The sequence below is a fragment of the Streptomyces sp. SLBN-31 genome, from assembly GCF_006715395.1.
Lineage (GTDB): Bacteria > Actinomycetota > Actinomycetes > Streptomycetales > Streptomycetaceae > Streptomyces.
The window spans coordinates 2,270,386-2,287,625 of record NZ_VFNC01000002.1 but is presented as its reverse complement, the minus strand read 5'-3'; the positions used below and the strand labels follow the sequence as shown (position 1 = coordinate 2,287,625).

21 protein-coding genes and 1 pseudogene are annotated in these 17,240 nt (G+C 72.2%); 16 read left to right on the top strand and 6 right to left on the bottom strand.

Going from position 1 to position 17,240, the window contains the following annotated elements:
* Positions 1 to 6: 6 nt before the first annotated feature.
* Complete coding sequence (sufU, locus tag FBY22_RS30520; protein WP_142151200.1) at positions 7 to 471, top strand: Fe-S cluster assembly sulfur transfer protein SufU; 465 nt, start codon at positions 7 to 9, stop codon at positions 469 to 471.
* Positions 468 to 800 (top strand): metal-sulfur cluster assembly factor, encoded by a 333-nt coding sequence (locus FBY22_RS30515; RefSeq protein WP_058926035.1) that lies wholly within the window; start codon positions 468 to 470, stop codon positions 798 to 800. Before sufU ends, FBY22_RS30515 begins: the two co-directional genes overlap by 4 nt.
* Before the next feature lie 78 nt (positions 801 to 878).
* Here FBY22_RS30515 and FBY22_RS30510 read toward each other — a convergent pair whose 3' ends face one another.
* Positions 879 to 1,709 carry an AbfB domain-containing protein gene (locus tag FBY22_RS30510; protein WP_142151199.1) on the bottom strand — a complete coding sequence of 277 codons (831 nt, stop codon included), beginning with the start codon at positions 1,707 to 1,709 and terminating at the stop codon, positions 879 to 881.
* A 253-nt stretch (positions 1,710 to 1,962) separates the two neighbouring features.
* Here FBY22_RS30510 and FBY22_RS30505 point away from each other — a divergent pair, with 253 nt between their 5' ends.
* From FBY22_RS30505 to FBY22_RS30490, 4 genes are all read left to right on the top strand, one after another.
* A complete protein-coding gene (locus FBY22_RS30505; RefSeq protein ID WP_142151198.1) occupies positions 1,963 to 2,283 on the top strand; it encodes a multidrug efflux SMR transporter in 321 nt (106 codons plus the stop codon).
* On the top strand, positions 2,283 to 2,819 hold the full coding sequence (locus FBY22_RS30500) for a TetR/AcrR family transcriptional regulator (RefSeq protein ID WP_142151197.1): 537 nt from the start codon (positions 2,283 to 2,285) through the stop codon (positions 2,817 to 2,819). The genes FBY22_RS30505 and FBY22_RS30500 overlap by 1 nt, the downstream gene beginning before the upstream one ends.
* Before the next feature lie 94 nt (positions 2,820 to 2,913).
* Positions 2,914 to 3,519: an RNA polymerase sigma factor gene (locus FBY22_RS30495; protein ID WP_142151196.1), complete on the top strand. Its 606-nt coding sequence runs from the start codon at positions 2,914 to 2,916 to the stop codon at positions 3,517 to 3,519.
* Between the two features lie 2 nt (positions 3,520 to 3,521).
* A complete protein-coding gene (locus tag FBY22_RS30490; protein WP_142151195.1) occupies positions 3,522 to 4,526 on the top strand; it encodes a CU044_5270 family protein in 1,005 nt (334 codons plus the stop codon).
* Between the two features lie 54 nt (positions 4,527 to 4,580).
* Here FBY22_RS30490 and FBY22_RS30485 read toward each other — a convergent pair whose 3' ends face one another.
* Entirely contained in the window at positions 4,581 to 5,462 is an 882-nt protein-coding gene (locus FBY22_RS30485; RefSeq protein WP_142151194.1) for a winged helix-turn-helix transcriptional regulator, read from the bottom strand.
* A 120-nt stretch (positions 5,463 to 5,582) separates the two neighbouring features.
* Between FBY22_RS30485 and FBY22_RS30480 the strand changes: the two genes are divergently transcribed.
* Positions 5,583 to 6,815, top strand: coding sequence for an MFS transporter (locus tag FBY22_RS30480; protein ID WP_399212565.1), 1,233 nt, complete (start codon positions 5,583 to 5,585; stop codon positions 6,813 to 6,815).
* A gap of 306 nt (positions 6,816 to 7,121) precedes the next feature.
* Entirely contained in the window at positions 7,122 to 8,111 is a 990-nt protein-coding gene (dapD, locus tag FBY22_RS30475; RefSeq protein WP_142151192.1) for a 2,3,4,5-tetrahydropyridine-2,6-dicarboxylate N-succinyltransferase, read from the top strand.
* 102 nt (positions 8,112 to 8,213) lie between these two features.
* Here the strand turns inward: dapD and FBY22_RS30470 are convergent, their stop codons facing one another.
* Entirely contained in the window at positions 8,214 to 8,717 is a 504-nt protein-coding gene (locus tag FBY22_RS30470) for a hypothetical protein (RefSeq protein WP_142151191.1), read from the bottom strand.
* A 137-nt stretch (positions 8,718 to 8,854) separates the two neighbouring features.
* Between FBY22_RS30470 and FBY22_RS30465 the strand changes: the two genes are divergently transcribed.
* Positions 8,855 to 9,412 carry a SigE family RNA polymerase sigma factor gene (locus tag FBY22_RS30465; RefSeq protein ID WP_142152567.1) on the top strand — a complete coding sequence of 186 codons (558 nt, stop codon included), beginning with the start codon at positions 8,855 to 8,857 and terminating at the stop codon, positions 9,410 to 9,412.
* Entirely contained in the window at positions 9,409 to 10,638 is a 1,230-nt protein-coding gene (locus tag FBY22_RS30460) for a WD40 repeat domain-containing protein (protein ID WP_142151190.1), read from the top strand. The genes FBY22_RS30465 and FBY22_RS30460 overlap by 4 nt, the downstream gene beginning before the upstream one ends.
* Before the next feature lie 12 nt (positions 10,639 to 10,650).
* On the opposite strand, the gene dapA is transcribed toward FBY22_RS30460, so the two are convergent.
* Positions 10,651 to 11,553, bottom strand: a complete 903-nt coding sequence (dapA, locus tag FBY22_RS30455; protein ID WP_142151189.1) for a 4-hydroxy-tetrahydrodipicolinate synthase — start codon at positions 11,551 to 11,553, stop codon at positions 10,651 to 10,653.
* Positions 11,554 to 11,714: 161 nt separating this feature from the next.
* On the opposite strand from dapA, the gene FBY22_RS45420 reads away from it, so the two are divergent.
* From FBY22_RS45420 to FBY22_RS30440, 4 genes are all read left to right on the top strand, one after another.
* Positions 11,715 to 11,846, top strand: a complete 132-nt coding sequence (locus FBY22_RS45420; RefSeq protein ID WP_260845213.1) for a hypothetical protein — start codon at positions 11,715 to 11,717, stop codon at positions 11,844 to 11,846.
* On the top strand, positions 11,843 to 12,538 hold the full coding sequence (locus FBY22_RS30450; protein ID WP_142151188.1) for a hypothetical protein: 696 nt from the start codon (positions 11,843 to 11,845) through the stop codon (positions 12,536 to 12,538). The genes FBY22_RS45420 and FBY22_RS30450 overlap by 4 nt, the downstream gene beginning before the upstream one ends.
* A gap of 69 nt (positions 12,539 to 12,607) precedes the next feature.
* Positions 12,608 to 13,027, top strand: coding sequence for a phage holin family protein (locus FBY22_RS30445; protein ID WP_142151187.1), 420 nt, complete (start codon positions 12,608 to 12,610; stop codon positions 13,025 to 13,027).
* Positions 13,024 to 13,518 (top strand): DUF3618 domain-containing protein, encoded by a 495-nt coding sequence (locus tag FBY22_RS30440; RefSeq protein WP_142151186.1) that lies wholly within the window; start codon positions 13,024 to 13,026, stop codon positions 13,516 to 13,518. Before FBY22_RS30445 ends, FBY22_RS30440 begins: the two co-directional genes overlap by 4 nt.
* A gap of 125 nt (positions 13,519 to 13,643) precedes the next feature.
* Here FBY22_RS30440 and FBY22_RS30435 read toward each other — a convergent pair.
* A pseudogene (locus FBY22_RS30435) lies at positions 13,644 to 13,889 on the bottom strand (YhjD/YihY/BrkB family envelope integrity protein); the annotation flags it as partial.
* An 18-nt stretch (positions 13,890 to 13,907) separates the two neighbouring features.
* Between FBY22_RS30435 and FBY22_RS30430 the strand changes: the two are divergent.
* Positions 13,908 to 14,516, top strand: a complete 609-nt coding sequence (locus tag FBY22_RS30430) for a helix-turn-helix domain-containing protein (protein ID WP_142151185.1) — start codon at positions 13,908 to 13,910, stop codon at positions 14,514 to 14,516.
* A 13-nt stretch (positions 14,517 to 14,529) separates the two neighbouring features.
* Positions 14,530 to 15,264 carry an SRPBCC domain-containing protein gene (locus FBY22_RS30425; RefSeq protein ID WP_142151184.1) on the top strand — a complete coding sequence of 245 codons (735 nt, stop codon included), beginning with the start codon at positions 14,530 to 14,532 and terminating at the stop codon, positions 15,262 to 15,264.
* 13 nt (positions 15,265 to 15,277) lie between these two features.
* Here the strand turns inward: FBY22_RS30425 and FBY22_RS30420 are convergent, their stop codons facing one another.
* Entirely contained in the window at positions 15,278 to 17,104 is a 1,827-nt protein-coding gene (locus FBY22_RS30420; RefSeq protein ID WP_142151183.1) for an endonuclease/exonuclease/phosphatase family protein, read from the bottom strand.
* Positions 17,105 to 17,240: the final 136 nt, after the last annotated feature.

Sequence of the window (17,240 nt, the reverse complement as noted above, 5' to 3'; positions counted from 1 at the left end):
GATCGCATGAAGCTGGACTCGATGTACCAGGAAGTCATCCTGGACCACTACAAGCACCCGCACGGGCGTGGTCTCCGGGACGGCGACGCCGAGGTGCACCACGTGAACCCGACGTGCGGCGACGAGATCACCCTCCGCGTGAAGTACGACGGCAAGCGGATCGAGGACGTCAGTTACGAGGGCCAGGGCTGCTCGATCAGCCAGGCCTCGGCCTCGGTGCTGAACGAACTGCTGGTCGGCAAGGACCTGTCGGACGCGCAGAAGATCCAGGAGACCTTCCTGGAGCTGATGCAGTCCAAGGGCCGGATCGAGCCGGACGACGCGATGGAGGAGGTGCTGGAGGACGCGGTCGCGTTCGCCGGCGTCTCCAAGTACCCGGCCCGGGTCAAGTGCGCCCTCCTCAGCTGGATGGCGTGGAAGGACGCGACGGCCCAGGCGCTGGGCGCCGACGCCGAAAGGAAGACGGCATGAGCGAGACCGTTGAGATGAAGCCGGCCTCGGAGGAGGAGATCCGCGAGGCGCTGTACGACGTCGTCGACCCCGAGCTGGGCATCGACGTCGTCAACCTCGGCCTGATCTACGGCATTCACATCGACGACGCGAACATCGCGACGATCGACATGACCCTGACGTCCGCGGCCTGTCCGCTGACGGACGTCATCGAGGACCAGGCCAAGTCCGCGACGGACGGCCTCGTCAACGAACTGCGCATCAACTGGGTCTGGATGCCGCCGTGGGGCCCGGACAAGATCACGGACGACGGGCGTGAGCAGTTGCGGGCGCTCGGGTTCAACGTCTGAGACTTCCTCAGGACAAAAAGCGGCGGCACCCCTCGCGGGTGCCGCCGCTTCGTGCTGTGGTGCCGCCGTTCCGTGGTGTCAGGCCACCCCGCCCACCAGCCGGAACGCGGAATCCGCCAGGTAGAGCGAGCTGTTCTGGAACGGGTCGAGCTTCAGCTGGAAGTCCTGGTGGCGCAGGAAGCGGCCCGGGTAGTTCACCGACTCCAGCATGACCGCGCCCGAGTAGGCGGAGGCGCGAGGGCAGAAGGTCGCGTCCTGCCGGAAGAGGGCCGAGCCGTCGTCCGGCTCGTCGCGCAGCAGGAAGTTGCGGTGGCGCAGATAGGTGCCGTCCTGCGTGGCGAACGAGTAACAGGAGCCGTCGGCCAGGCCCTTGACCACCTTGAACGTGGAGTCCTGGCGGGACTCGGAGCCGCCGAGGGGGTCGAGCTTCACGTAGCCGCCGCTCACGTGCCAGTAGCGGTCGGGGTAGTTGACCGATTCGACGGACCGCCAGGTGGCCGACGGTTTCGGCTTGGACGGTGAACCCGCATGCGAGCCGGAGGACTTGGAGGGTTTCGCGCTCCGCGCCGCGGACGGCGAGCCGTCCTCCTGGGGCTCGGCGGAGGTGCTGGGACGCGTCGACGACATACCGCTCTTGCCGCCCGGGGGTGCCGTCGCGTTCTTGACGGAGGGCGAGGCGAAGGAGATCAGACCGGGCACGGTCTCGGCGGACGACGGATCCTGCGACGCCTTGGAGTCACGGTCGGCGCCCGTGTCCATCACGGCCACGGCCATCACGCAGGTGATGACGGTGGCCATGGCGAGTCCGCCGGCCAGCCACAGTCTTCGGGTGCCCGGTGCGCGGGACGTGTCGGGTGCCCAGCCGTTCTCCCAGGGTTCGCGAGAGGGCTCGGGCGTAATTTCTGGCATGCGCTGTTCCTCCAGCGGCGCCCATGGCGGCGGCCGGGGGTGTGAGGGTGGGGTGATTGAGCGGTGAAACACTAGTGGAGCCGGGGCGAGTTGGGGGAGATGTTTCGGCAAGCGATTTCCGCGAATATCCAACGTCCTTGCAAAAACTCGCTTACGGGATGATGAAGCGCCACCCGTCGCGCACGGGACTTCACACCCCCTCCTCGGTCCCTTTCCCTTCCCGCCTCGACTCCCCCTGTGTACGCTCGTACACATGGGATACCTCTTGCTCGGCGTCGCCATCGCCGCCGAGGTCGGCGCCACGACCGCCATGAAGTTCAGCGAGGGCTTCAGCCGGCTGGTGCCGTCGCTGGTGACCGTCGTCGGATACGTCGTCTCCTTCGTCCTGCTCGCGCAGACCCTGAAGACCCTCTCCGTCGGCACCGCCTACGCCATCTGGTCGGGCATCGGCACCGCCGCCATCGCCACCATCGGCCTGCTCTTCTTCGGTGAGGGGATGACGATGACCAAGGCGGCCGGGATCGCCCTGATCATCGTCGGAGTGGTGGTCCTCAACCTGGGGGGCGCGCACTGATGCCCCGCCGCTACGACCCCGACCGGCGCCAGCGGATCATCGACGCCGCGATCCGGGTGGTCGGCGCCAAGGGTCTCGCCGGGCTGACCCATCGCACGGTCGCCGCCGAGGCCGACGTCCCGCTCGGCTCGACGACGTACCACTTCAAGACCCTCGACGAGCTGATGGTCGCCGCTCTGCGCCAGGCCGACGAGGGCTTCACCAAGGCGGTCGCCGCCCGCGGCGGCCTGACGGACCCGGGCGGAGACCTGGCCGCCGAACTCGCGGGCCTGCTCGGCGACTGGCTCGCCGGCGACCCCACCGGCATCGAGCTGGAGTACGAGCTCTACCTGGCCGCCCTGCGCCGCCCCGCCCTGCGCCCCGTCGTCGCCGAGCAGATGACGGCCCTCGCCGACCGCCTCGCCCACCGCACGGACCCCGTCACGGCCCGGGCGCTCGTCGCCCTCCTGGACGGCATCTGCCTGCAGGTGCTGCTGACGGGGACGCCGTACGACGAGGGGTACGCGCGTGAGGTGCTGGCGCGGATGATTCCCTGACCCGCGGGCTTCCTCCGGAAAACCGTGAACTCTCCACCGCCCACCGGGGAACAGGGGGTGACACGCACGCACCGACGAACCCAGGGGGAGCCTCGTGAGCGGACCACCGCCGTCCACGGCACGGCCGGAGGACGACGCCGAGGTCGTCGCGCAGTCGCTGGAGCAGCCCGAACTCTTCGCCCGCCTCTACGACCGCTACGCGCCCGACATCCACCGGTACGCGGCCCGGCGCCTCGGCGACGGCGCCGCCGACGACCTCACGGCCGACACCTTTCTGATCGCCTTCCGCATCCGCTCCCGCTACGACCGGACGCGCCCCAACGCCCGCCCCTGGCTGTACGGCATCGCGGGCAACCTCATCGGCAAGCAGCGCCGCGCCGAGGTGCGGGCGCTCAAGGCGCTGGCCCGCACCGGGCACGACCCGGTCTCCGAGTCCTGGGACGCCACCTGGGTCGAGGACACCGACAGCCGGATCGCGGCACAGGGGCCGCTGGCCGGCGCGCTCGCCGCGCTGTCGGCAGGCGACCGGCACGTCCTGCTGCTCGTGGCGTGGGCCGAACTCACCTATCAGGAGGTCGCCGAGGCCCTCGGCATCCCGGTCGGGACGGTCCGCTCCCGGCTCAACCGGGCGCGGCGCAAGGTCCGTACGGCGCTGGGCGCCGATCCCGCGTTCGTGAGCGACACGGCGGAGGTGGCGTGACGATGGACGAGCTGACGAAGGTGCGTGAGCTGCGTGCCGACGCGCCGGTGCCCGACCGGGCGCGGCTCGCGCCGGGGCGCGCGCGACTGCTCGAGGCGGCGCGGGCGGGGGAGCGGCGCCGGGAACTGTGGCGGCGGCGGGAGTTCGTGATCGTCGGGGTGGTGGCCGCGGTGACCGCCGTCGCCGTCACGGTCTCCCTGCTGGTGGGCGGTGGCACGGGGCACCGGGTGCAGCCCGCGGCCTCCCCGTCGGCCACGCCCGGCCCGCGGCTGAAGGGGGTGAGCGCGGCCGAGTTCCTCCAGCGGGCCGCCGACGTGCTCGCGGCGGAGTCGGACGGCGCCGTACCCGAGGCCAAGCAGTGGATCTACACCAAGCAAGCGCGGGAGCCGCTGGACGAGAAGCGCGCCAAGGCCAGGGGCATGCTGGGGGCCGTACAGGAGTCGTGGCTGCGCTACGACGGCACTGCGACGGCGACCCCGCAGTGGAATGCCAAGGGTGAGGACACCGGCAAGGTCGCCGTCATCCCGATGCACCTGGAGAACGGCGCGGAGGGCGACGACCGCTCGCCGCGGGAGATGTACCGGGTGCTGGCCGCCCTGCCCGCCGACGCCCAGGGGACTCTGGAGTACCTGCGCGAGACGAACGCCATCGCCGACCCCAAGGGCGGGTCGCAGGCCGAGGCGGACTACAAGGAGATCAGCGTCCTGCTGAATGCCAAGGTGATGCCGGCCAAGGGGCTCGCCTCGCTCTACCGGGCCCTGGCCACCCTGCCCGGCGGGAAACTGACCGGCCATCTGGTCCAGACGGCGGCCGGACGCCGGGCGGTCGCACTGGACTACGGCCGCACCGCCGGCCTCCGGAGCGGTCAGGGCATGCGGGATCAGTGGCTCATCGACCCGCGGACGTACCGGATCGTCGGCATGCGGATGGTCAGCGGCGACCAGATCCTCGGCGGTGATTCGCTGGTCGCGACGGCCGTGGTGGACAAGGCCGGCGACCGGAGCTGACATCCCCGGTTCGGGCGGCCCGCACCACGGGGGAGTGCGGGCCGCCCGAGCCGTTCACGTCCCGTACCCGCGTACCGCCGCAAGGGCCGTCGTGACGCTGCCCGCGATGTCCGTCACCGGATACAGCACCTGGCGCACCACGCGTTCGCGGTCCACGACCAGCGTGAGCCGCTTCAGCCGGCCGGCCCCCGCCGCACGGAACGTCGGCAGGCGCAGGGCGGCGACGAGCGACAACTCGGCGTCCGAGAGGAGCGGGAAGCGCAGACCCTCCTTCTCGGCGAACGCCCGTTGCTCGTCCGGGCGTTGGGTGGAGACCCCGTGCACCGCGGCGCCGGCCGCGGTGAACTCCTCCAGCCGGTCGCGGTAGGTGCACGACTCCAGGGTGCAGCCCGCCGTGCCCGGGATGTCCGTCCAGCCCGGCGGATAGGAGTCGGCGCGGGCGTAGGCGCCGGGGAAGCAGTACAGCACGGTGTACGGGCTGTCGGCGGCGACCGGGTCGCGCAACTCGCCCCTGTCGTCCAGGAGTCGGAGCTCGGGCACCCGCGTGCCCACCAGATCGTGCACCCGCCGCGCCTCCGCCGAGGCCTCCGCGGCCGTGGCCGTGGTACTCCCGTCGCCCAGGACCCAGGTGTCGCCCCAGTCCTGGAGCGCGACCAGGACGGGAAGCAGAGCGCGTCCGCGCGGGGTGAGGCGGTACTCGTAGCGCGGCGGGTGCTCCTGGTAGGGCACGCGGGTCAGTACGTCCGCTTCGACCAGCAGGCGCAGCCGCTCGGTCAACACCTTGCGGGACACGCCGAGTTCGGCCTGCAACGCGTCGAAGCGATGCACTCCGCGGGCCGTGTCCCGCACGATCAGCAGCGTCCACCAGTCGCCGACGACGTCCAGGGCCTGGGCGATGGCGCACGTGGCGTCCTCAAGGCTCGTCCTGCGGGCCATGGTGTGCCGTCCCTTCGTGCACGGGTCGTCGTTGACCCGAGGCTGTCATGCGTCCATAGTAAGTTCCCAAAAGGAACTCACTTGGCTGTCGGCCGATGACGGGGGAGACGGGTGCGAGGTCTGCGAGAAGTGCCGAGGCCGGTCTGGCTGCTGGCCTGCGGGACGTTCGTGAACATGGTCGTGAGCGTGAGCTTCGCCTTCACGTTCCTGTACCTGACCGGGCCGCGCGGACTGGACGCGGGCGCGGCGGGAGTGCTGAGCGGCATCGCCGGGACCGGGCTCGTCGCGGGCAACTTCACCGGCGGCTGGTACGGCGACCGGTTCGGCCATCACCGGGTCCTGCTCGCGGCGGCCGCGGCCTCCGGTCTCCTGCTGGCCGCCGTGCCACTGCTGCCCACGGCCGCGCTGTTCGCCGCGCTGCCGACGGCCCAGTACGTGTCCGGCGTCCAGCGGGCCGCCGCGTCCGCGCTGGTCGCGGCCGTCGTGCCGGAGGGGGCGCGGCGGCAGGCGTTCGCCGTGATGCGGGCCGCGTCCAACGGGGGGTTCACGCTGGGCCCGCTGCTCGGCGCCCTGGTCGCGACCCGGTTCTCCTACGACTGGCTGTACCTCGCGGAGGGGCTCGGCAGCCTGGGACTGGCTCTCTGGACGGCCCGGGTGGTGCCGCCGCCGTCGGCCGTGCCGGGCGGCCGGCCGCGCGCCCACGCAGAACGGCGGGGCGGGGTGTGGGCGGCGCTCCGGACACGGCCGGCGGTGCTGGTGCTGTTGCCGGCGATCGTCGTCATCGACGTCGTCTACCGGCAGCAGTACTCCACCTTCCCCGTCTTCCTGGCCGACCACGGCATGGACGCGCGGGTGTACGGGGCGCTGCTCGCCGTCAACGGGGGCCTGCTGCTGTGCCTGGAGCTGCCGGTGGCGCTGACGCTGCGGCGGAGGTCGCCGCTGCGGATCGTGGGGACCGGCCTGCTGCTGGTCGCCGCGGGGTACGCGGCACTGCTGCTCGGCGCGGGCGTCGGCACGGCGGTGGTGATGATGGCCGCGCTGACCCTCGGGGAGGCGCTGTACAAGACCACCGCCACGGCGTACGTCGCCGACCAGGCGCCGGAGCATGTGCTCGGGCGGTTCCAGTCGCTGTACGCGGGGGCGTCGATCAGCGGGGTGGTGCTGGCGGCACCGCTGGGCGGGGCGGTGTACGAGGCGGCACCGGGAGTGTTGTGGCCGCTGTGCGCCGGCCTGGGCGCGATGGCAGGCTGCGCGGTCCTGCTGGCCGCGGGCCCACGAGCCTTCCGCGCCCGACCCCCCGGCACGCCCCCACAACCCCGGAAGGCCGGTCCGTCGAGGGTGAGCACGTCGTGAACACCGGTCGGCGCGGGGGTGGGCTGTCGGCGCCGCGGGATGCCACGCGGACCGGGCCGCGCGAGGGCGAGGGCGCGGAGGCCGAGTGGGTGGTGCGGTGGGCCCGGCACAGCGCGCGCCGACCGCCGTGAGGACGGGTGTGGCGTCGCCGGCGCAGCGGTGGGGCGGTCGGCCGACCGATGGTGTGCGCGCCGCCCGCCCCGGCGCAGCGGTGGGGCGTCACGGCGGCGGGGTGCGGCGTTCGGCACCTGAGATGTCGGGGGTGCTGGTTGGCCTGGGTGGCCTTCGGGCGGTTAGGTTGCCCTCATGACCGACACGACTGCTCCTCGTACGACCGGCGCCGCGGCCGCCGGGCTCGCCACGATCGCCGCCGACGGCACCGTCCTCGACACCTGGTTCCCCGCGCCCGAGCTGACCGCCGAGCCCGGCCCGTCCGGTACCGAGCGGCTGACCGCGCAGCAGGCCGTGGAAGTGCTGGGCGAGGGCGCGGCGAAGGCGATCGGCCCGGACGCCCGGCGTGGCGTCGAGGTCGTTGCGGTCCGTACGGTCATCTCCTCGCTGGACGAGAAGCCGATCGACGCGCACGACGTCTACCTGCGCCTCCACCTGCTGTCGCACCGGCTGGTCAGGCCGCACGGCCAGAGCCTGGACGGCATCTTCGGCTTCCTCGCCAACGTCGCCTGGACCTCCCTCGGTCCCGTCGCCGTCGACGACGTGGAGAAGGTACGGCTCAACGCCCGTGCCGAGGGCCTGCACCTGCAGGTGACCTCGATCGACAAGTTCCCGCGCATGACCGACTACGTGGCCCCCAAGGGCGTCCGGATCGCCGACGCCGACCGCGTCCGCCTCGGCGCGCACCTCGCCGAGGGCACCACCGTCATGCACGAGGGCTTCGTCAACTTCAACGCCGGCACCCTCGGCACCTCCATGGTCGAGGGCCGGATCTCCGCGGGCGTCGTCATCGGCGACGGCTCCGACATCGGCGGCGGCGCCTCCACCATGGGCACCCTCTCCGGCGGCGGCAACGTCATCATCTCCGTCGGCGAGCGCTGCCTCATCGGCGCCGAGGCCGGCGTCGGCATCGCGCTCGGCGACGAGTGCGTGGTCGAGGCGGGGCTGTACATCACCGCCGGCACCCGCGTCACCATGCCCGACGGCCAGATCGTCAAGGCGCGTGAACTCTCCGGCGCCTCCAACATCCTCTTCCGCCGCAACTCGGTCACCGGCACGGTCGAGGCCCGCCCGAACAACGCGGTCTGGGGCGGCCTGAACGAGATCCTGCACAGCCACAACTGACCACCGGCGACCGCGCACCGCGGTCGTCCACGTGGACCACGCCCTTCCGCGGCCGAGGCCGGCCCGGGAGGGCGTTCGTGCGAGCGGGGCCGACGGCCGCCGTCAGGTCCGCAGCCCCGCCGCGAACCCCGCCAGTGCCGTGAAGTCCTCCTCGCGCAGGCCGACGCGCGGGTCGACGTGGTGCAGCAGCGCGGCGCCCGGGTGGGCGCGGCCCACGTACTCCTCGTCCGCCGGGCTCTGTTCGTCGTCCACCCAGGCGAACGGACGCCCCGCGGCGTACGCCACGATCGCCTCCGTCTTCCAGTGCACCCCGTCGGGGCGCAGCGCGAACAGGCCCGCGCCGAAGTCGACGTACGGCAGCGGGGGCAGCCCGACGACGGGGGCGATCCAGCGGTTGGCCGCGTCCATCCACGTGGTGGCCCAGCACAGGTCGTAGTCGAGGGTCAGGAGGGCCTCCCCGTGCCCGGGGTTCAGATACACGGGCAGGGCCCGGCCGGGCTGGAGGGCGACGACGATCGTCGTGTAGCCCTCGGGACGCCCGTACGGCTGGGCCGCCCACGGGTTGAGGGGACCGTCGACGTCGAGGAAGAGCAGCGGACGGCGCACACGGACAACCTACGGCAGATCCCGGTGCGACCGGCGGAGAATCTTCCGGGGCGCAGGCATAGCGCCCGGCGGCCGCGCGCGTCACAAGGGGCACAGGGGCGGACGAGCGGTCCGCCCGGGGGAAGGCGAAGGTGACGATGGATGCCGAGGCGCAGGACAGCTTCCGGGAGTTCGTGGAACACCGGTCGTCCGCGCTGCTGAGGACGGCGGTGCTGCTGAGCGGCGGCGACCGGCACGCCGCCGAGGACCTGCTGCAGAACGCCCTGATCAAGGCGGCGGGGCGGTGGCGCCGGATCGAGGAACCGGAGGCGTACGTACGGCAGGTGCTCTACCGGCAGCAGATCAGCCGCTGGCGGCTGAAGTGGCGCAGACGGGAGCTGACGGTCGCCGAACCGCCGGACACCGGAGCCGGCCGGGACGGCGCCGCCGACGCCGACCTGCGGCTGCTGATGCGCGGCGCGCTCGCCCGTCTCACCGCCCGGCAGCGCACCGTCCTGGTGCTGCGCTACTTCGAGGACCTGCCGGAGGCCGACGTGGCGCGGATCCTCGGCTGCTCGGTGGGCACCGTACGGTCCACCACCCACCGCTCGCTCGCCCGGCTGCGCGCCCTCGCGCCGGAGCTGGGCGCGCTCGGCCGGCCGGACGCCGCGGACGCGCCGTCCCGTGACTACTCGCCCGTGGAGGTGCGTCCGTGAACGTCGAGGAACTGCTGCGGGACTCCCTGCGCGAACTGGCCGCCGAACAGCCGTCGGCCGGGGGCGGGTTCGCCGACCGGGTGCTGGCCACCCGCCGGCGCCGCCGCGCCCGCAGGCTCGCCTCCATGGCCGCGGCCACGGCCGCCGTGGTGGCCGTCGCGGTCGGGGTACCGCTGCTGGAGTCAGGCAAGAGCGACGTGCGTCCGTCGGACGTCGTGCGGAAGGACGGCATCACCGCTCACCCGGACCAGTCGCCGCCGCGCGAGCTGGTGGGGGCCGGGAACGCGGTACTGGCCGCGTACTACACGGTCCGCAACCGGCCGACGACCGAGCACACGGCCGTCCAGGAGCGCACCTACCGGCTGCTCGACCCGAGGACCGGCACGTACGAGAAGGACGCCCGGTGGTCGATCGTCGCCGTCGCCCCCGGCCTGAGGACCGCCGCCGTGCTGGAGCGGAACCTGCCGGCCCAGCGGATCGGTCTGCTCGAACTGGCCACGGGCAGGGTGAAGCGGTGGATCCAGGTCGAGCACGGCGTCGGCGGGCTCGCGTTCTCGGACGACGGCCGCAGGCTCGTGGCCACGACGTACGACGGGAATCCCGATCTGCGCACCAAGGTGAAGGTGCGCGACAGCCGGCACAAGGAGGTATGGGCCTGGGAAGCCGGGTTCGGTGACTCCAGCCGGTCCGGCTTCTACGACCTCGACGTGGCCTCCGGCGAGGGCGCCTGGACGCCGGTCGCCTTCGACCGCAACACCAACTCCCGTCAGGACTTCGCGTTCAGCCGCGCCGGCGACCTGATGTACGCGCAGGTCATCGGCGGCCGGGACGGCATGCAGCAGTTCTACGACCACCGGGGCGCCAAGGTCGCGGCCCCGGCGGACGAGAGGTACCTGCGCTCGGACGTTCCCGCCAGGCTGTCCCCGAACGGCCGGCTCGCCGCCCTCGGCCTCACCAAGGAGGTGGCCCCCGGCAAGTCGTACTCCTCGATCCGTGACCCGCGAAGCGGCGAGGAGATCACCAGGGTCCGCGGCGGTGAGCTGCTGGCCTGGGCCGACGACCGGCGGCTCGTCGCCTGGGAGCGGGCGAGCGGCCTGGACGAGCCGTACCGTGCCCGGCTGGTGGTCGTGACGATCGGCAGTGACAAGGTCGTACCGCTGAGCGGCGTGCAGAAGCAGATGTACGACGACCTCAAGGCCTGGCATCCGGTCTTCGCCCGCCGCTGAGCGGCCGCCGCTTCAGCCGTCGGTCAGCTCCCGGTACGCCGCGAGCAGCCCGTCGACCGCCTCGCGGCCGGCGGGCCGCAGCGGGGCGCGGACCGGACCGGCGGGCAGGCCGAGTTCGCCCAGCAGGGCCTTGGCGGTGACCGCGCCGGGCAGGCCCGCCGACATCATCGCCTCGATGAGCGGCGTGGCGCGTTGCTGGAGGCGGGCGGACACGGGGGTGTCGCCCGCCTCGAACGCGTCCAGGACCGCGCGGAGCCGGTCGGGGACCACGTTGGCGACCGTGCTGATGTAACCGGCGCCGCCCACCGCGTACAGCGCGAGGTTGTGCTCGTCACAGCCCGCGTAGTACGCGAGGTCCGTGCGCGCGAGAACCTTCTGGGCGGCGAGGAAGTCGTAGGAGCAGTCCTTGACCGCCACGATCCGCGGGTGCTCGGCGAGCCGGAGCATCGTGTCCGGCTCGATACGGGTGCCGGTGCGGCCCGGGATGTCGTAGAGGACGACCGGCAGCCCCGAGGCGTCGGCGACCGTCCGGAAGTGCTCCTCCAGCGCGTCCTGCGGAGGCAGGCTGTAGTACGGGCTGACCACCAGCACGCCGTCGGCGCCCGCCTTCTCGGCGGCCAGTGCGAGCTCCACGGTGTGCCGCGTGTCGAAGGTGCCGACGCCCGCCACGATCGACGCCCGGCCGCCCACCGCCTCCCGCACCGCCTCGACGAGCGCCGCCTTCTCGGCGTCCGTGGTGGTCGGCGACTCTCCCGTGGTCCCGGAGAGCACCAGGCCGTCGCAGCCGAGGGAGACCAGACGGTCGGCGAGTCGCTGGGCCCCGCCGAGGTCGAGTCCGCCGCCGTCGGCGAACGGCGTGATCATCGCGCAGAGGGCACGGCCGAAGGGCGGTGCGGAGCGTGCGGTCGTCGTCATGGCAGCAGTCTTCGGCAGAACGACAGTGAAGCTCCACTTAAATCTTCTACGAGATATGGGTAAGGCTTCCTACGCTGTTCTGCTTTGGGCCCTATGTCCCTCGCGGCCGTCTTGCGTCACCATGGCAGAACGGTGACAGACCGCTGGTCATGGGAGGCGTCATGAAGCTCGGCAAGGCACTGGCGACCGGAGTCGCGGAGGAACGCCCGCAGATCCATGAGGAAGAGCCCGAACTGTCCGAGGAGATCACCGAGGAACTGAAGGCCCCCGAAGAGGTCCCGGCGGCCCGATGAGGCTGCGGCTTCCGGAGGAACGCCCTACGGAGCCGCCGACCGGATTCAAGATCGCCCACCCGGTGCTGTCCCACGACGGGCGCCGGGCCGGGTTCACCGGTGTGTCGCTGGGCGGTGCGCTGCCGTACGGGGTCCTGGCCGACGCGTCCTGCGTCTACGGCCTGCGGCACGGCGCACCGCACCGCCGCTGCGACTGCGGCTTCCACTGCGTTCACGACCGTACGGCGGCCGAGGCGCTGCTGTGCACGGCCGAGCACCGGGACGCCGTCCTGCTCGAGGTGGTGGTCCTCGGCCGCTACATCCGCTTCGAGCGCGGCTTCCGCTACGCCCGCCAGCGGGTGCGCACCGCCACGGTCGGCCCCTGTGCCTGCGGCGCCGTCGCCGCGGCCCTGGCCGACGCGGGCCGGGGCCGCCCCGGCTGGCGCGTCCTCGCCCCCTCCTGCGCGGGCTGCGTCCGGGCCCGTACGTCCGTCTCGCTCGCCGCGTTCGCCCGGCTGGCGGGGGAGGGCCTGCGCGTCGTGGCCCGGGCCGAAGGCGCCTCGCGGGCAGCCGGGACCGGTCCGCCCGCCGATCACCTCGGAGTGCCCGAACTGGTCGCGGAGGCGGCCCTGTTGCAGGCCCGCCTCGACTGGTTCCAGACCCAGCTGGCCAGGCTCGGCGAGCCCGGCGGCCGGGGAGGGCGGCAGGGGTAGCCGGAGGCGGGACGGGTACCCGCAGTGTTCCGAACGTATCGAACGACAGGAACACGAGAGGAGGCGACCGTGACCGGGACCATGCAGCCCGGGCCGGTGCGCGACGAGCACCGCTCCGTGGGCGAACTCGTCAACCAGGCCACCGAACAGCTCTCCCGGCTCCTACGACAGGAAGTGGCCCTCGCCAAGGAGGAGCTCGCCGCCAAGGGCCGGCGCGCCGGACGCGGCGGCGGACTGCTCGGGGCGGCGGGCGCGTTCGCCTACGCCGGCCTGCTCGCCGCGGCCGGGACGGCGATCGCCGCTCTCTCGCTGGTGCTGTCCGTGTGGGCCGCGGCGCTCATCGTCACGGCGGTGCTGTTCGTGATCGCCGCCGTCCTCGGCGCGACGGGCCGCGCCCAGCTGCGCAAGGCCACGCCTCCCACGCCGGAGGAGGCCCTCGGCAGCGTCAAGGCCGATGTCGAGGAGATCAAGGAAAGGGCACACCGATGACGGACAAGGCGGCCGGGGAGACGGGCGTCGAGGGAGCCGAGGAACTGCGGCGGCAGATCGAGCAGACCCGCAGTGAACTCGGCGACACGGTCGAGGAGTTGGCAGGCAAGATGGACGTCAAGGGTCGCGCACGGGCCCGCGCGGCGGACCTCAGGGACAAGGCCGGCGCGATGACCGTGCAGCTGCGCAGCACGGCGGCCCACGCGGGTCACACGGTGCAGGAACGGGCCACGAAGGCGGGCCACAAGGTCCAGGACACGGCCACCAGGGCCGGTCACCAGGCCCACGACCGGGCTCTGAAGGCCGGCCACACCGCCCAGGACAGGACTGCTCGGACCCGGCACACCCTGGAGGACAGGGCGGAACACGGCATGCCCTGGCCGGCCAGGCCCGTCGTCAAGGCGGCGGTGCGCAACCCGCGGCCGGCGCTGCTCATCGGCGCGGCGGTGCTGGCGGTCGTGGTGGTGTCGTGGAGGTACCCCAAGAAGTAGCGGGCAGCCGCCGCGGGATGCCGCAGACGCCGGACGGGAACCGTACCCGTCCGGCGTCCCGCTGTTCCAGGCGGCTTCCCTGCCGGCAGGCGGCATCCCTGCCGGCCGAGGGGCGGGAGTGACCCTCAGGGCCGCACCGGTGGCTTGGCGGCGGTGGTCCGTGCCGCGGCCCGCAACGACGCCCGCAGCTTCGGCGGCCACTTCCGGGTGTCGCGAGGCTCGACGTACGGCTCCTGGGCCGGCGACCGCCCGTGGATCACCGCCCGCTCACGGGACAGCTCCGCGTCGAACTCCAGCCCCAGCAGGATCGCCAGGTTCGACAGCCACAGCCACACCAGGAACACAATGGCCCCGGACAGGGTGCCGTACGTCGGTGAGACGGTGGACGCATGCTGGACGTCACCGTGATCGAGGACCCCGAGGCCGCCGCCGTCTCCCTGGACCCCATACGGGCCCGGCTGCTCGCCGAGCTGGCCGCCGGGCCCGCCTCGGCGGCCATGCTCGCCGGACAGGTCGGGCTGCCGCGGCAGAAGGTGAACTACCACCTCAAGGCTCTGGAGCGGCACGGCCTGGTCGAGCTGGCCGGCGAGCGCCGCAAGGGAAACGTCACCGAGCGGCTGATGCGGGCGACCGCGGCGTCGTACGTCATCTCGCCGATCGCCCTCGCCGCCGTACAGCCGGACCCGGACCGCTTCCGCGACCAGCTCTCCGCCCGCTGGCTGCTCGCCCTCGGTGCCCGGCTGGTACGCGACGTCGGATCGTTGATCACCGGCGCCGCCAAGGCCCGCAAACGGCTGGCCACCTACGCCCTGGACGGCGAGGTCCGCTTCGCCTCGGCCGCCGAACGGGCCGCGTTCATCGAGGAGTTGACGACCGGGGTCACCGCGCTGATCCGCAAGTACGACGCCCCGGACGCCGAGGGCGGTCGTGACCACCGGATCGTCGTCGCCGTCCACCCCACGCTCAAGCAGACCGAGCCGCAGCAGGCTCTGCCGTAGTCAGGAGACCGCCATGTCCAAGGAGTTCGAGATCGCCCGGGAGTTCGAGGTCGACGCCACTCCCGAGGAGGTGTGGGAGGCGATCACCACCGGCACCGGAGGATATCTGTGGCCGATGGACCCGCCGGAGCCCAGGGTGGGCGGCACGGGTCCCTTCGGGTCCACGGTCACCGCCTGGGACCCGCCGCACCGGTACACCAACCGCGTCGCGGATGTCGACGGCATCGCCGAGCAGACGATGAACCAGCTCGACTACACCGTCGAACCCCGCGACGAGGGGCGCCGGGCCTGGGTGCGGTACGTGCACAGCGGCATCTTCGTCGACGACTGGGACAACCAGTACGACGGCGCGGCCAAGCACACCGACTTCTATCTGCACACCCTGCGCGAGTACCTGGTCCACTTCGCGCCCCGGCCGGCCGCGTTCGCCACCTTCGACGGGCCCGAGGCCTCGAAGGCCGCCGACGCCCTGGCCGTCGTGGGACGGGCGCTCGGTGTCGGCGAGGACGTCACGGCCGGCACCCGGGTGACGGTCCATGGTCCGGACGACTTCGACGCCGTGGTCGACTTCCGCAACCCGTACTTCATCGGGCTGCGCACCGACCGGGGCCTGACCCGCGTCTTCGGCCGCAACCACTGGGGCCACCCGGTCGGCATCTCGCTGCACGACTTCACCCCGGGCACCGACATCAAGGAGTGCGAGAGCGCCTGGCAGGGCTGGCTGAACGGCGTGTTCGACCAGCCCTGACCGGGCGGGGGAATCACGGACGGAAACGCAGCACCTGCGGGTCGTGGTCGCTGATCTGGTCGTGGAACTCCGAGTTGATGTGCACGGAGTCGTAGTCCAGGTCGCAGCCGCGCCGGATCGACGGGCTGACCATGATCTGGTCCAGGACCTGCTGGTTGCCCTGGTAGTCGTAGGTGTAACGCTCGCTCTTCGGCAGCGACTTGATCGCCGACCACAGCTCGCCGTCACCCTCGAGGATCTGCGCGGTGCCGGAGAAGTCGAAGTCGTTCATGTCTCCGAGCGCGATGACGTCCGCGTTCTTCTGGACGTCGAGGATGCTCTTGACGAACGCGTTGACCAGCGTGGCCTGCGCGTGGCGCTGGGTCTCCGAGCTGCGCGTCGGGGGCTGGTACTGCGAGGTCAGACCCTGGTCGCCGCCCTTGGAGTTGAGGTGGTTGGCGATCACGAAGACCGTGCGGCCGTGGAAGACGAACTCGCCGGCCAGCGGCTTGCGGCTGGACTTCCAGGCGTCGTTCGCCGGCTCGATCCGGCCGGGGGATGCCGTGAGCCGGGCCCTGCCGTGCACCTTGGTGACGCCGACCGCCGTCGTGGAGTCGCCGCCCGCACGGTCCGTGAAGGACACCCGCTCCGGGTTGAACAGGAACACCTGGCGGATGTTGCCGCCGGGCTCGCCGCCGTCCTGGTCGTTGACCGGGTCGATCGAGCGCCAGTCGTACTTCGGGCCGCCCGCGGCGACGATCGCGTCGATCAGCTTGTTCACGGTCGCGCTCGCGTCGACGACACCGTCGTCCGTCGCGCCGTCGTTGTCCTGGATCTCCTCCAGGGACACGATGTCCGGCGACTGCAGGTTGTTCACGATCGCGGCGGCGTGCGCGGCGAACGTGGTGTCGGACGGGTCGAGGTTCTCGACGTTGTACGTCGCCACCGCCAGCTCGCCCCGCGACTGCTTGCGGGTGGTCTCGCGCTGCAGCCCGCCGCTCTTCAGCGTGCCCAGCCGGCTCGCGACCAGGGTGTAGCCGCCGTACTGGTTGTAGTCCATCGGGCCGGTCGTGGTGCCGGTCAGGGTGTCGTCGACGTTCGCCACCGGGAAGTCGGCGGTCGCGCCCAGCGACTGGACCTGCAGCCGGCCGGTGTTCTGGGAGTCGTAGGAGCCGTACAGCGCGCCGCCGCGGCGGGTGCGGTTCTCGTGCGGCTTCACCGTGACCCACAGCTCGTTGTACGGGTCGGTGGCGGTGACCACGCGGGCGTCGGCGACCTGGACGTTCATGCCCTCGAGGGACTCGTAGTAGTCCAGGGCGTACGTCGACGGCTGCAGCGGCAGGCCGTTGATCGAGCCGTTCGCGGCGCCGTCCCCGGCGGCGGTGTACTCGTCCGGTACCGAGTTCGCGTCGATCACCGTGGGCGCGGGGACCGCGTTGCCGGTGGAGACGGTGGTGACCGTCGGCTTGGTGATCTCGGTGACCGACTGGTTGCCGGACGAGGTGCCGCCCGGGACGTACTCGGAGACCGTGCCGGAGACCGTCACCGAGTCGCCGACCGCGACCTTCGGGGTGGAGCTGGTGAAGACGAAGACGCCCTCGCTGGTGGCCGGGTCGTCGTCGGGGGTGGCGTCCTGGATCCAGAAGCCTTTCGAGGAGCCGTAGGTTCGCGTGCCCGTGACGATGCCGGGCACGTCCGCCACCTTCTGGCCTGCGTACGGGGATATTCGGGTCGTGCCCTGGACGTCGTGGATGCGCACGGAGTCGGCGTGCGCCGGCGAGGTCAGGGCGACGGCGGACGCCGCGGAGCACACGGCGGCGACGGTGAGCGCGGCGAGACGCGCGGAGGACTTGCTCGGCAACGGAATCCCTCCGGGGATGTTCGTGAGTGCCGGGACGAGGGTGGGTCGTGGGGGGAGGGTGACGCGCGTAGAAAACAGTGAACAGTTGTCCCCCGAGTTTCTACGCGCGTCAATCTCCTGCCTGCTCCGGCCAGTT